This window comes from Polaromonas sp. P1_F1 (assembly GCF_056405795.1).
This window is the reverse complement of sequence record NZ_JBFUBJ010000013.1, coordinates 59,805-71,637: the sequence shown is the minus strand read 5'-3', so window position 1 is coordinate 71,637 and position 11,833 is coordinate 59,805. Positions and strand designations below refer to the sequence as shown.

Sequence of the window (11,833 nt, the reverse complement as noted above, 5' to 3'; positions counted from 1 at the left end):
ACTTGGGCTCGCTCTCTTCCGATCGCAGGTGCTTCTTTATTGTGTTGCGAGCCAGGCCTGTACGCCTTGAGATCTCGCGAATGGACATCTGATCCCGCAATGCCCAACGTCTGATGACATTCAATGTCGCCACGTCTATCACTCCTAATTTCCCCCTGCTTTTAAAACAAGCAGGGTAGTGCCTACGTGGGTCAGTTTTGGATGGAAATTACTGCGCTAAATGGATCAGATTTCGACGGAATTCAACACCCTCTCATCCCTTGTCCTACGCCGCTGCCCACAGACGGGGCTTACTTTGGTCTTTTAAGGAGACGCAAGATGAGCAAGCAGCAGCAAGACTTCAAAACCTTGATGAAAGAGCGGCAGCACGTCGCAGCCGCGTATGTCAGTGGCGACGCGGCGCCGCTGGGGCGTGTCGTGGCACAGGCGTCACCGGCCACCTTTATGAGCCCGGGCGGCGGCGTGGTACGGGGCACGCAGGAAGTGTRGTCGCGCTACCAGCAGGATGCCGGCCGGTTTGAGGCGGGCAGCACGACCCAGCTGGAGATTCTGGACATGGCGGCGGGCGATACCGTTGCCTTTTGGACGGGCATTCAAAAAGCACAGGCCCGCATGAAGGGTGAGCCAGAGCCCGTGGCGAACAAGCTGCGGGTGACTGAGGTGTTCAGGCGCGAAGGTGATGCCTGGAAGCTGGTGCACAGGCATGCGGACCCGCTGGTTGAAGTTGCCAAGCGCCCAGGTTAGCGCTGGGTTTTCTTTTTTCTTCCTTTGAAACCTGAATGATCTTGGCCCGTGGTCGGGATGGTTGTTGCTGCCTGCAGCAAATAGCTCGGCATGCAACACTTGCGCTTTGCCGTTGAACTGTGGCTGCGAGTAAATGGCCAGAGACCAACGCGCATCAACAGCCGTCAATCAAACAGACAAGCCAAGGAAACCCATGCCCACGCCTGAAACCGTTGAACGCTTTGTTGCCCGTGTTGAACAGAACGCGCACACCGAAGCGATTGAAGAGTTCTACACGCCTGACGCGACGATGCAAGAGAACCAGCAGCCGCCGCGCCGTGGACGCGACAAGCTGGTGGAAGGTGAAGCGAAAGTGATGGCGCGTGTGAAGTCGGTCACATCAACCTGCGTGCGGCCGGTGTTCATCAGCGGTGACAAGGTCGTCATTCGCTGGATCTTTAATTTTGTATGGGCCGATGGCAGCACCATGCGCATGGAAGAGCTGGCTTACCAGCGCTGGGAAGGCGAGCGCATTGCCGAAGAAACGTTTTTCTACGACCCGGCGCAGCGCACGCCGGTGCCGGCCAAGTAAGCAGGCCGGCGCGGTCGTGCGGGGGCGCGATCAGGCTGCCTTGATTTCGATGCGCCGGGGCTGTGCGTGCTGCGCCTTGGGTATGCGCAGCTTCAGCACGCCGTTCGCCAGCTCGGCGCTGACTTTCTCGGTGTCTAGCTCTTTGCTGAGCGTGAACACGCGGTGAAAGCGGCCCAGCCCCACTTCGGTGTGGGTTGACTGCAGACCTTCGGGCGCAGACAGGGCTGACTCGGCGTCAATCGTCAGCGTGTCGGCCTCTACCTGCAGGTGCAGCTTGTCGCGCGGCACGCCGGGCAAATCGGCATACAGCGTAATGCCGGTGCTGTCTTCCAGCACGTCGACTGGCGGCGTCAGCGCGCCATTGGCGTAGCGCGATGTTTCTTTCTGCGTCACCTCGCCCGTCTGGCTGGTTTGCATGCTGCGGCCGGAGGTGCTGCCGTTGTTGGCACTTCCATTACCGTTGCTGCGTGCGGCGCCACTGCTGCCGCTGGTTTGCTGGGTGTTTGCGTAGTTCATGGTTTGCCTCCTTTCACTGGATGGTGATGCGGCGCGGCTGGGCCGATGCGCGCCGCTGGATGGTGATGTGGACCAGGCCGTCCTTGAAGCTGGCGTTCACGGCGTCGGGGTCGGCGTCGTCGGGCAGGGTGAGCACGCGGCGGAAGGCGCCGGCAAAGCGCTCGTTGATGTGCAGCGTCGACTGCGCGCCCGCTTCGGGCAGTTCAGTCTTGCGCTCACCGGCAATGGTGAGCAGGCCGCGCTCCAGGCTGACGTCGAGTGACTTCGGGTCAATGCCCGGCGCAAAGGCATACACCTCTATGGTTTGCGGCGTGCCGCCAATGTTCAGGGCGGGAAAGCTGCTGCGGCCAAAGCCGCGAATGCTGGGAGACAGATCGAAGGCCTGCTGCACGTCGCGCTGCAGGCGATCGAGTTCGGCGAGCATGTCGCGCGGAAATAACGATCGGTACATGGCGAAAACCTCCATTCGGGTTGAACATCAGTGCGCCGGAAAATCCCCAAAAAAGCGGCTTCCGGCGCCCGGGAAGAGGATGTAGGAATCGCCCAAAAAATTTCAAGAGGAAATTTGCGTGCGTCAATCGCAGGCGCGGCGGGCCTGCAAAAGGGCGGCCCATGCAGCGGCGTTGCGGTCAGGTTTAAAACTTTTTTCGCAAATCGCACGCGGGTGAGCCGCACAGCACAACGCCCCGGTGCACGTGAATGCACCGGGGCGTCTGGCTGGCGTTTTTACGGCTTGCTCAGCGCTTGGCGATCAGGCGGTAACCCAGCAGCAGCACGATGGAGCCAAGCACGGCGGCGATGAAGCCGGCCGTTTCGCCTTGCTGGTACCAGCCCATGGCCGCGCCCAGGTAGGTGGCAAGGAATGAGCCCGCAATACCGATGAGCACGGTGATGATGAAGCCGCCAGGGTCACGGCCGGGCATCAGGAACTTGGCGACAAAGCCAATGATGAAGCCGATGATGATGGTCCAGATAATTGACATAGCGTCTTTCTAAAAAATGAGGGAACCCAGGGCGCGGGCAACAGCCCGCGATGAGTAGCTTACTTGGCGACTTACTTGGTCGGTACTACGGCCTTGGCCATTTCCAGATGGGCCTCCACCTTGGGCAGCATCTTGCCGGCCAGCGCCTTCAGGTCGGCGTCTTTGGCGTCCTTCTGGATCTTGGTCAGCAGCTTGATGGTGGCTTCATGGTCGCCCACGCCAGAACGTTTGGCGTATTCCGTGTCAAACAGGTTGCCCGACAGGGCCTTCATTGCGGTGGCCTTGGTTTTGGCCATCACGCCGGGGCCGTCGGGCACGGTCACACCTTTGGCGCGGGCCAGTGCCTGCACTTCGGCCAGGGCGCTGTTGTGGTCTTCAATCATTTGCTGCGCAAATTTTTTGATCTCGGCGTTCTGTGACTTTTCCAGTGCCATCTTGCCGGACTCGATTTCAGCGATGTTGGCCTGGGCCAGGTCGTCCAGCATGCCCTTGTCGGCACGGGCCAGCTTGCCGGCATCTGCCGCTGTTGGGGTGCCAGCGGTGGTGCTGGTCTGGGCTGCGGCGGGCAGGGTCACCAGTGCCAGGGCAGAAGCGGCCACGGCGGCCAGTGCCACGCTGCCGAGCTTGAATCTGGATTGGTGCAATCGGTTCAACATGAGGGCCTCCTTTGAAGGGGTAGTTGTTGATTGGTTGAATGGGTATGGACAACAGACGCCGCGCTGAAGCAAAGCAAGCCGCGGCAGATAGCGTTGTACTTTCGCTGCTGTAGCGGCCGTGCGGTGCAGGAGGCTGGGCAGGCTCTGTGTAGGAATTTGCTTGCGACTGCTGTCCGGCTGCCGCGCACGGGCGCCGGCCTTTTGTTCCATAAATGCCGCGTGGTGCGATACGATGGCCGCCTGGACAATTTGTCTGAAATTTGAATCGCCTGACTCGCCGGAGGCCGCGCACCATGAAAAAACCCAGCAACACGCCCAGCAACAAACATCTGCTCGCCGAGCTGAAGAACATTGCCGAAGGCCTGGGCAAAACGTTTGCGCCGTTTTGCGAAGTGGTGGTGCACGACCTGACGCACCCGAAGAACGCCATCCTGGCGATTGAAAACAACCTGAGCGGCCGCCGCCTGGGCCAGCCCGCCACCGAGCTGGGCCTGGCGCGCATCCAGGACCCGGACTACCCCGCGGTGATCGCCAACTACGCCAACCAGTTCGCCGACGGCCGCAAGGTCAAGAGCACGTCGGTGGGCATCCGTAATGAAGAAGGCGAATACGTGGCGGCGATCTGCCTGAACGTGGACCTGACGCTGTTCAACGGTTTCCAGGCGGCGATGTCGCAGTTCACCGCCATTGAAAGCAGCGCCGTCACCGAAACACTGGACGCCGCCAATGCCGACCGCATACAGCAGTGCATTGACGAATTTGCCGCAGCGCGGGCCACGACATCACGATCGCTCAAGCCCGCAGACCGCAAGCAGCTGGTGCAAGACCTCAAGAAAGCCGGCTACCTGGAGATCCGCCGCGGCGCCGAGATTGCCGCCGCGCACATGGGCGTTTCGCGCGCCACGGTGTACAGCGACGCGAAGTAAGTAAAAAGTAAAGCAGGAAGGTGGGCGGGGTGTCTGGGAAATCAGACATTGTGTCCGGCTGAAAGGGGCTCGTACCCTTGGTTTTTGGGGAAGAAACCGGGTGCTGCTATATAGTCATCAACGACTATATGGCCGCGAGATGCGCCTGCGCCTGGAAAACAGCCGCAGTGAGCCGGAAAAATTGTTACCGAGGAGTGAGGGAACCATGACAGACAACACCACGCCACCCGAGGGCGGATCCGGCTTTTTTGGAAAACTCCGGGACGTCTTGTTTGAGCCTGAACCCACTCCCGGCGCACCTGCCTCTGCGGACAAATCGGCCATCACGGCGCCAGCTCCCTTGCCATCGGCCGCCGCCAATGTGGCGGCTGCCAAAGCCAAAAACCCGATGGTGGACCGCATGATGGAAGTCGTGATGGAAAAAACCACGGCCTATACGGCGCTGGTCGAGGCCGTCACGCCGCTGGAGGCCTTCATTCCTGACGAGGCGTCGCGCTACAAGGCCGCATTCGGCATTGTGGGCAAGACGCGGACGGTGGACCAGATCGTCCAGTCCATCGACATGCAGCATCTTCCCGCGCTTGAAGCGGAATCCCAGCGCTTTCATGGCCAGGCGAAAAACCAGCAGGACCTGCAGATCAATGCGCGAATCCGGGAGATAGATTCCCTGCGTGCTTCAGTCGCCAAGGTAGACGAAGAGCGCGCTCGCCTGCAGGAAAGGCTGGGGCAGATCCAGCAGGAAGTGGAGACCGCCCACAAAAAAATCGCCGGGTTCGAAAGAGAAATCGCGGCCAAGCGCGCGGAGATCGTTGAAGTCAACATCCGGTTTGAAAGCGCGCTGGCCGTGGTCAAGGCCCAGCTGGTGGAAGCCAGGGCAAAAGTCGTGCGCTACCTCGGCGCCTGAAGCGCTGAACATTCCCGATCCGTATACGCAGAATCAAAGGACAGAACTGTGAACCTCATTCCACAGAATTTCAAACCCAAATCGTTCTGGGAGCGCCCGGAAGGCGTGACCGGCCAGATCGTTGGCGTCAGCCTGATCGCCGGCGCCGGTTTCCTGCTTTACAAGGCTCTGCCCTACATCATCACGCTGCTGCAAAACACCATCTATGCCGCATTGCTGGGCGTTGTGGTGGTGGTGCTCGGCTTCATCATTACCGACAAGCGTTTCTGGCGCCTGGGCAAGTACATGTACATGAGCCTGATGCGCAAGATCACGCAAGTGTTCGTGGAGATCGATCCCATCGGCATCATGAAAAACTATGTGGAAGAGCTGCAGGACAAGCTCGCCAACATGAACACCCGCATCGCCAAGCTTTCCGGGATGATTCGCCAGTGCAAGGAAGAGATAGCCAACAACAACAAGTCGCGCGACGGATCCCTGCGGCTGATGAGCGAGGCGAAAAAGCAGAACAAGACGATGGACGCAGCGCTGGCTTCGCGTGAAGTGGGCCGCATGAACGACGCCAACCTGACCTATCAGGACCTGCTGGCGAAACTGGAACTGCTGTACCGCGTGCTCGCCAAGTACCAGGAGGTGTCGAACTTCCTCATCAAGGACATGCAAAGCGAGATCAAGGTCAAGGAGCGCAAGAAGGAAATGATGGACAACGCCCATTCGGCCATCAAGTCTGCGCAAGCCATCATCAACGGCGACCCTGACACGCGCGCCATGTTCGACATGGCCAACGAATACCTGGCGGCCGACTATGCGATGAAGATCGGCGAGATCGAGGATTTCGCCCGCATGTCCGACAGTTTCATGCGCTCCGTCGACCTGCAAAATGGTGTGTACGAAGGCGATGCGATGCAGATGCTGGCCGAGTGGGAAAAGAATGCCGAGTCGCTGGTGCTGGGTGACTCCAAGCGCCTCCTGATCGAGAACAATCCGTCGCCCGGCCTGCCGGTGAGCATCATCAGCAGCCCGCAGGGTGTGCCTGTGGAGGCGCGCGCCGACGGGGTGGACTGGTTCCAGAAAAATTCAACCAACAAATAACAAGCTTCAACCAGAAACCGGACTAAAGCCATGGCCCTCAAACCTATTCCCCGATTGATCCTGATTGTTGCCGTCGTCGGCGGCGCCGTGTATGGCGGCATGAAATACCTCGATTCGCGCGCCCCTGCCAACATGAGCGGCAACCCCGGCGCAGGGGCCAATCCGGCCCCGCCCGCCGACGCGCCCGCGCCCAAGGCGGCGGCTGTCGCTCCGGCCGCGGGCGGCGGGGCAACCTTCCAGAGCATCGTGGACAAGGGCACTGTGCGCGTCAGCGTGCAGTCGCCGGCCAAGCCCTTTTATTACGTTGAAAACGGCAAGCCGCAGGGGTTTAACTACGAATTCCTGAAGGTGCTTTTCGCCCAAAGCGAGTTCACGCCCAAGGGCGGGCAAATCAACATCGACACCGACCATATCGTGGACACCTACCCCGATGTGCCGGCTGCGCTGCTCAAGAACGACAACCGGGGCAATTCAACGGTGGACATTGCCATCGACGGCCTCACCTTTACCGACGAAGACCTGCCGGGCGTGGTGTATTCCATTCCGTATGTCGAAGACTTCGGCTACGCCCTCATTACACCCAAGGTGTCCTCTATCCGGAGCGTTGAAGACCTCAACGGCTTGACCATCGGCATCCTCAAGGGCGACCCGGACGTCAAGGCCTATGCCTCGCGCCAGTTCCCGAAGGCGCGACTGGTCGAGCTGAGCGACGAATCTGTCAACGGCGAGCGCAACTGGATCAACAATTTCATCAAAAAGGGCCAGGTAGACGCGGTGATTTACGACTACCCCTTCGGAGTGGCCGAAATCCGCGGGACGGACCTGCAGTTTGCGGTGTCCAAGCTTCCGGGCTCCAACATCAAGTACAAGATAGGTGTGCGCAAGGCAGACAGCCAGCTGCTCGAAAACATCAACATCGGCATTCGCAAGGTGAAAGCCATGCCCGAATACGGCGAGCTCGTGAAGAAATATTTCACGAGTACCAATCTGGGCAAGGTAAAAAGCGCAGACAAGACCGAAACGGTTTACGTGGTGAAAGCGGGCGACACCCTCTCGAAAATCGCCGCCGCCACGTTGGGAAGCAACATGCGCTTTGGCGAGATTGAATCGCGCAACAACCTGCCCAACCCGAACCTGATTCACGTCGGCCAGAAGCTGGTGATTCCCAAGGGCTGAAGCACACATTGAATCCCAATGCTGCAACCGGTTTGGCTTGTGGCTGGGTAACGCGGCTGTTCGTTCACCGGGCAGCCTGAATCGCGGCGCATGGCGCCGCTTTTTTTTGGGCCGTACTCTTTTCGCTGCGTCTATACGCTGTGGCAGCAGAGGCGACCAGGCCTTTGAGGCGGTCCGGGGCCAACGCGAGGTTGAGGCAAAACCCTTACAAGAAAAACCTTACAAATCCGACAACCAAAAACGCCCATACAGACGGCATTGCGCTGATGATGTTGTACGAATAACCCGAGGAGGACGACATGAAATTCACCCTGATCAAAACAACCACGGCCCTGGCGGCAGTGGCCGCGCTGGGCGGCTGCGCAAGCGGTGTGGGCGTGCAGCCCAACATCAAACCGGTCTGGCTGGGCGGCATCACCACCGGCGTCTACGACGGCGGCAACGACGACTTGCTGACTGCCGGCCTGGGCAAGAGCGGCCTGGCCGCACCGGCGCCGCTGCCCGTCGACCCGCTGAACCCGAGCGCGGCCGAGTTGCGCCGGATTGCGATTTATAACAACTACCGCGCCATCCTCGACATTTCCCCCGGAGGCGGCTACGGCACGCTGTACGGCCCCAATGTGGACGCCAAGGGCAACGTCACCGCCAGTGAAGGCAAGATCGCCGGTACCGAATACATCGCCTATTCAGACGACGGCAGTGGCCGGCAGAACGTCACGATGATGGTGCAGGTGCCGGCCAGCTTCAACCCGGCCAGCCCCTGCATCGTCACCGGCACCTCGAGCGGTTCGCGCGGTATCTACGGCGCCATTGGGTCGTCTGGCGAATGGGGCCTGAAAAACGGCTGTGCCGTGGCCTATACCGACAAGGGCACCGGCAGCGGCATGCACGACCTGCAGAACAACACGGTGCATCTGCAAAACGGTTTGCGCGCCGATGCGGTGGCGGCCGGCCCGGCCTCCAACTTCACCGCCAACCTGACGCAGGCTGAACGCACTGCCTTCAACGCGGCCACGCCCAACCGCTTTGCCGTCAAGCATGCGCATTCGCAGCAGAATTCTGAAAAAGACTGGGGCCGCTACACGCTGCAGGCCGTGGAGTTTGCCTACTTCGTGCTGAACGAGCGCTATGGCAAGCCTTCGCCTGACGGCGGCGGCCGCCTGAAGACGCTGAACCCGTCGAACACCATCGTGATCGCCTCCAGCGTGTCCAACGGCGCGGGCGCGGCGCTGGCCGCGGCCGAGCAGGACACGCAGGGGCTCATCAGCGGCGTGGCGGTGGGCGAGCCGCAGGTGCAGCTGGTGCCCGATGCGCGGCTGAGCGTGCGGCGCGGCAGCGGCACGCTGGCCGGCACCGGCAAGCCGCTGTATGACTACACCACGCTGGCCAACCTGCTGCAGCCGTGTGCCGCGCTGGCCTCTCCAGGCACCAATGTCTTCAACACCATCAACCCGGTCATTGCCGCGAGCCGCTGCAGTGCGCTCAAGGCCAACGGCATGGTCGCCGGCAACACCACGGCCGAGCAGGCGGGCAGCGCCATGGCCACGCTGGTGCAGGCAGGCTGGCAGCCCGAGGGCAACGACCTGCAGGCGTCGCACTATTCGTTTGCCACCCTGCCGGTGGCGCTGACGTATGCCAATGCCTACGGGCGTGCCGGCGTGCAGGACAACCTCTGCGGCTACAGCTTTGCCGCCACGGCGCCTGCCGCTTCGCCCACACCCAACCTGCCGGTGCCTGCGCCGGCGGGCCCGCTGGCCACGTCATTCGGCACCGGCAACGGCATACCGCCCACGGTGGGCATCAACATCGTCAACAACGCCAGCCTCGGCGGCCCGATGCTGGACTCGGCCTCCATCTCTGCCGGCAACGTGCAGGACTACAACAGCGCCGGCGCCCTGTGCCTGCGCAACCTGGCCACGGGAAACACCCCCGACGCCCTGCGCGTGCGCGAAGGCATCCAGCAGGTGCTGCGCACGGCCAACCTGCAGGGCAAGCCTGCGCTGATCGTGCATGGCCGCTCTGACACGCTGGTGCCGGTGGCGTTTACCTCGCGCCCCTACTTTGGCCTGAACAAGATGGTGGAGGGTTCGCGCAGCAAGCTCTCGTACGTCGAAGTCACCAACGCCCAGCACTTTGATGCCTTCCTGGGGTTCCCCGGCTATGGCCAGCGGCTGGTGCCGCTGCACCGCTATTTCATCCAGGCCATGGACATGATGTATGCCCACCTCAAAACCGGCGCACCGCTGCCGGCCAGCCAGGTGGTGCGCACTGTGCCGCGCGGCCTGAGTGGCACCACGCCCAACCCGATCACGCCCGCCAATGTGCCGCCCATCAAGCTACAGGCGGACGCGCCGGACCGGATCACGTTCTCCAGCAATGTGGTGACGGTGGCTGATTGAGTGATGAAGGTGCACAGGCAAACAGGCACCGACATGCGTTTGGGTGCTTGGCCTACGCTGCGTTCCCGGCAGCCCGGTATCTTGGTAACTGGCTGACGTGACACGACGAACGTTGGCCCGGGATACCCCTCGCGATGGCCTCGCAAGGGTCTCGCCAGGGTTTCCTGGACCTTCCCGTCGAATTCATCAGGAGTCATCATGAACAAGGATCAAGTCAAAGGCGCAGCCAAAGACACAGCTGGCAAGGCACAGGAAGCTGCCGGCAAGCTCGTGGGCAGCAAGGACCAGCAAGCCAAGGGCTTGGTCAAACAGGTGGAAGGCTCTGTGCAGAAAAATTATGGTGATGCCAAGGAAGTCGTTAAAGACGTGACCAAGGGCAACAAAGGCTTCTGAGGCCTTTGAGGCTTCGGAGCCAGCATGCCCGGCTTGCCGGGCAGCCAGAACAGCGGCGCATTGGCGCCGCTTTTTTATGGGCGTTTGATTTTCAGCTTTGGCGTGGCGGGGCAGGCAGTGCCTTAAAAAGCAGTGCACCCACGCCAGCAGCGCCGCGATTGATCGGCAATACTCCAGCGAGTGACCCGCGAAACTACTTACTTCAGCGACTACGTAGTTGTAGTGAGTTAAAGACTGGTGCAAAACCAATTCGCCTGACGCCGTCTGCTGTAGCGGGACCCACATTAAATTTCACCGTTGTCCACGCCCCTGCCGGCATAAAGTCTTTCAGAGTAATTTTCTTCTCGCTAATCTTATTAAAGTCTTCGCCTTTTTGAGCATCAAACTTTCTGCCCCACTTTACGGTTGCTTCCATGCCTGAAAAGTTAGCGGAGGTGGGATTCCCGATTCTCATGCTAACGGTAAACCCGTCGAGATAGGGCTCCACTCTTTCCAGTATTACCAATACCGGTCCGGCTGGACTTTTGACGGGTAGATATGCTTTGTCGTCCTGCGGATCGAACCAAACGCTTTCCTGCGGACCATCCAAACTCGCCAGAAAAACATCGCCTTGTAGCTTCAGAACTTTTGCTTCAAGGCTACTAACTCTTGCCTCAAGCTGCGATATAGCGGCCGTATCTGCGGGTTTTCCTTGGTTGCAGCCAGTGAACAAAAGAGGTGTGAGTACAACGACTACAAGTTGATAAATTCGTTTCATAGCGTCCCTCGATTTAGTTGTTGTTCAAGCTGGTTCATCTACGCTGCGAGACTATGAGATCAATTAGCTATTTGCTTCGCTTGCACTAATTTCTAACTCTAGGTCGTTATTGCTAGGCGCAGCTTTGTCGCGATGGCCCCTGAATCGTATAGCTTGGCGATTTCGACATACTCCATTTGTGAGCTCTCAGGCACAAGTGGTATTTGGAGAGCTAGATACTTTTGCAGCACCACGAACAGACCGACGACGCCCGTTTGGGAGGACGCCGAACTTACGGACACTCAGGAAGGCTAAGCAGGTTGTCGGGTTGGTCGCCATCATTTTGAGTTTTGAGGTATTTATTGCCCCACCGACTAGTGGAAACAATCACCCATACAGTATGTCCGCCGACGTTGACATAGAACTGCCACTTCCCCTGTTCAATTCCGGCGATAGCTGCCTCTTGGCTCAGTTTCCAAGGACTGCCATCGGCGTTGGTGCCTCCAATGAATTTGATTCGCTCATGTGGATCAGACCGATCAGACTTGTTGATGCATCGAATTTGTACGTTATCTGCCATGCAAGTCCCCCTCCCGCCGGTTTTGACCAGATCATCTTAGGCACCACACACATCTACGACATCCTCCAATGAAAGGAGGCCGCGGGTTTTCCGACAAGTGGTAAGAAAACACGGCGGCTCTTGCGCAGATGGGTTTGAAGCCCGGCTGAGTTGTACT

General features: G+C 59.8%; 14 protein-coding genes. 8 read left to right on the top strand and 6 right to left on the bottom strand.

Features of this window, described 5'->3' with window-relative positions; all coding sequences use genetic code 11:
• Positions 1-318: 318 nt before the first annotated feature.
• Positions 319-744, top strand: a complete 426-nt coding sequence (locus tag AC1DZE_RS22945) for a YybH family protein (RefSeq protein ID WP_477700589.1) — start codon at positions 319-321, stop codon at positions 742-744.
• A 193-nt stretch (positions 745-937) separates the two neighbouring features.
• Positions 938-1,315 (top strand): nuclear transport factor 2 family protein, encoded by a 378-nt coding sequence (locus tag AC1DZE_RS22940; protein WP_477700588.1) that lies wholly within the window; start codon positions 938-940, stop codon positions 1,313-1,315.
• Positions 1,316-1,345: 30 nt separating this feature from the next.
• Here the strand turns inward: AC1DZE_RS22940 and AC1DZE_RS22935 are convergent, their stop codons facing one another.
• From AC1DZE_RS22935 to AC1DZE_RS22920, 4 genes are all read right to left on the bottom strand, one after another.
• Positions 1,346-1,732 (bottom strand): Hsp20/alpha crystallin family protein, encoded by a 387-nt coding sequence (locus tag AC1DZE_RS22935; protein ID WP_477673384.1) that lies wholly within the window; start codon positions 1,730-1,732, stop codon positions 1,346-1,348.
• Positions 1,733-1,844: 112 nt separating this feature from the next.
• Positions 1,845-2,282: an Hsp20/alpha crystallin family protein gene (locus tag AC1DZE_RS22930; protein ID WP_477673383.1), complete on the bottom strand. Its 438-nt coding sequence runs from the start codon at positions 2,280-2,282 to the stop codon at positions 1,845-1,847.
• A gap of 286 nt (positions 2,283-2,568) precedes the next feature.
• Entirely contained in the window at positions 2,569-2,814 is a 246-nt protein-coding gene (locus tag AC1DZE_RS22925) for a GlsB/YeaQ/YmgE family stress response membrane protein (RefSeq protein WP_457282025.1), read from the bottom strand.
• Positions 2,815-2,885: 71 nt separating this feature from the next.
• On the bottom strand, positions 2,886-3,470 hold the full coding sequence (locus AC1DZE_RS22920) for a DUF4142 domain-containing protein (protein ID WP_477673382.1): 585 nt from the start codon (positions 3,468-3,470) through the stop codon (positions 2,886-2,888).
• Between the two features lie 293 nt (positions 3,471-3,763).
• Between AC1DZE_RS22920 and AC1DZE_RS22915 the strand changes: the two genes are divergently transcribed.
• The 6 genes from AC1DZE_RS22915 to AC1DZE_RS22890 all read left to right on the top strand — a co-directional run bounded on the left by AC1DZE_RS22915 (position 3,764) and on the right by AC1DZE_RS22890 (position 10,360).
• Positions 3,764-4,396 carry a helix-turn-helix transcriptional regulator gene (locus AC1DZE_RS22915; RefSeq protein ID WP_477648756.1) on the top strand — a complete coding sequence of 211 codons (633 nt, stop codon included), beginning with the start codon at positions 3,764-3,766 and terminating at the stop codon, positions 4,394-4,396.
• Positions 4,397-4,601: 205 nt separating this feature from the next.
• Positions 4,602-5,300, top strand: a complete 699-nt coding sequence (locus AC1DZE_RS22910) for a zinc ribbon domain-containing protein (RefSeq protein ID WP_477673381.1) — start codon at positions 4,602-4,604, stop codon at positions 5,298-5,300.
• A gap of 48 nt (positions 5,301-5,348) precedes the next feature.
• On the top strand, positions 5,349-6,392 hold the full coding sequence (locus AC1DZE_RS22905) for a hypothetical protein (RefSeq protein WP_477700587.1): 1,044 nt from the start codon (positions 5,349-5,351) through the stop codon (positions 6,390-6,392).
• Positions 6,393-6,422: 30 nt separating this feature from the next.
• Positions 6,423-7,568: a transporter substrate-binding and LysM peptidoglycan-binding domain-containing protein gene (locus tag AC1DZE_RS22900; RefSeq protein WP_477700586.1), complete on the top strand. Its 1,146-nt coding sequence runs from the start codon at positions 6,423-6,425 to the stop codon at positions 7,566-7,568.
• Positions 7,569-7,867: 299 nt separating this feature from the next.
• The gene (locus AC1DZE_RS22895; protein ID WP_477700585.1) at positions 7,868-9,967 is read left to right on the top strand and encodes a D-(-)-3-hydroxybutyrate oligomer hydrolase; all 2,100 of its coding nucleotides are present in this window, start codon (positions 7,868-7,870) and stop codon (positions 9,965-9,967) included.
• A 198-nt stretch (positions 9,968-10,165) separates the two neighbouring features.
• The gene (locus AC1DZE_RS22890; RefSeq protein ID WP_477674505.1) at positions 10,166-10,360 is read left to right on the top strand and encodes a CsbD family protein; all 195 of its coding nucleotides are present in this window, start codon (positions 10,166-10,168) and stop codon (positions 10,358-10,360) included.
• 202 nt (positions 10,361-10,562) lie between these two features.
• On the opposite strand, the gene AC1DZE_RS22885 is transcribed toward AC1DZE_RS22890, so the two are convergent.
• Positions 10,563-11,117 (bottom strand): SadB/YajI family lipoprotein, encoded by a 555-nt coding sequence (locus AC1DZE_RS22885; protein ID WP_477700584.1) that lies wholly within the window; start codon positions 11,115-11,117, stop codon positions 10,563-10,565.
• A gap of 271 nt (positions 11,118-11,388) precedes the next feature.
• The gene (locus tag AC1DZE_RS22880) at positions 11,389-11,676 is read right to left on the bottom strand and encodes a DUF3892 domain-containing protein (protein ID WP_477700583.1); all 288 of its coding nucleotides are present in this window, start codon (positions 11,674-11,676) and stop codon (positions 11,389-11,391) included.
• Positions 11,677-11,833 lie beyond the last annotated feature (157 nt).

Coding starts and splice junctions, on each gene's coding strand:
- AC1DZE_RS22915 (WP_477648756.1), top strand. CDS start 3,764: ATGAAAAAACCCAGCAACACGCCCAGCAACAAACATCTGCTCGCCGAG.
- AC1DZE_RS22895 (WP_477700585.1), top strand. CDS start 7,868: ATGAAATTCACCCTGATCAAAACAACCACGGCCCTGGCGGCAGTGGCC.
- AC1DZE_RS22920 (WP_477673382.1), bottom strand. CDS start 3,470: ATGTTGAACCGATTGCACCAATCCAGATTCAAGCTCGGCAGCGTGGCA.
- AC1DZE_RS22880 (WP_477700583.1), bottom strand. CDS start 11,676: ATGGCAGATAACGTACAAATTCGATGCATCAACAAGTCTGATCGGTCT.
- AC1DZE_RS22925 (WP_457282025.1), bottom strand. CDS start 2,814: ATGTCAATTATCTGGACCATCATCATCGGCTTCATCATTGGCTTTGTC.
- AC1DZE_RS22935 (WP_477673384.1), bottom strand. CDS start 1,732: ATGCAAACCAGCCAGACGGGCGAGGTGACGCAGAAAGAAACATCGCGC.
- AC1DZE_RS22900 (WP_477700586.1), top strand. CDS start 6,423: ATGGCCCTCAAACCTATTCCCCGATTGATCCTGATTGTTGCCGTCGTC.
- AC1DZE_RS22930 (WP_477673383.1), bottom strand. CDS start 2,282: ATGTACCGATCGTTATTTCCGCGCGACATGCTCGCCGAACTCGATCGC.
- AC1DZE_RS22910 (WP_477673381.1), top strand. CDS start 4,602: ATGACAGACAACACCACGCCACCCGAGGGCGGATCCGGCTTTTTTGGA.
- AC1DZE_RS22885 (WP_477700584.1), bottom strand. CDS start 11,117: ATGAAACGAATTTATCAACTTGTAGTCGTTGTACTCACACCTCTTTTG.
- AC1DZE_RS22890 (WP_477674505.1), top strand. CDS start 10,166: ATGAACAAGGATCAAGTCAAAGGCGCAGCCAAAGACACAGCTGGCAAG.
- AC1DZE_RS22940 (WP_477700588.1), top strand. CDS start 938: ATGCCCACGCCTGAAACCGTTGAACGCTTTGTTGCCCGTGTTGAACAG.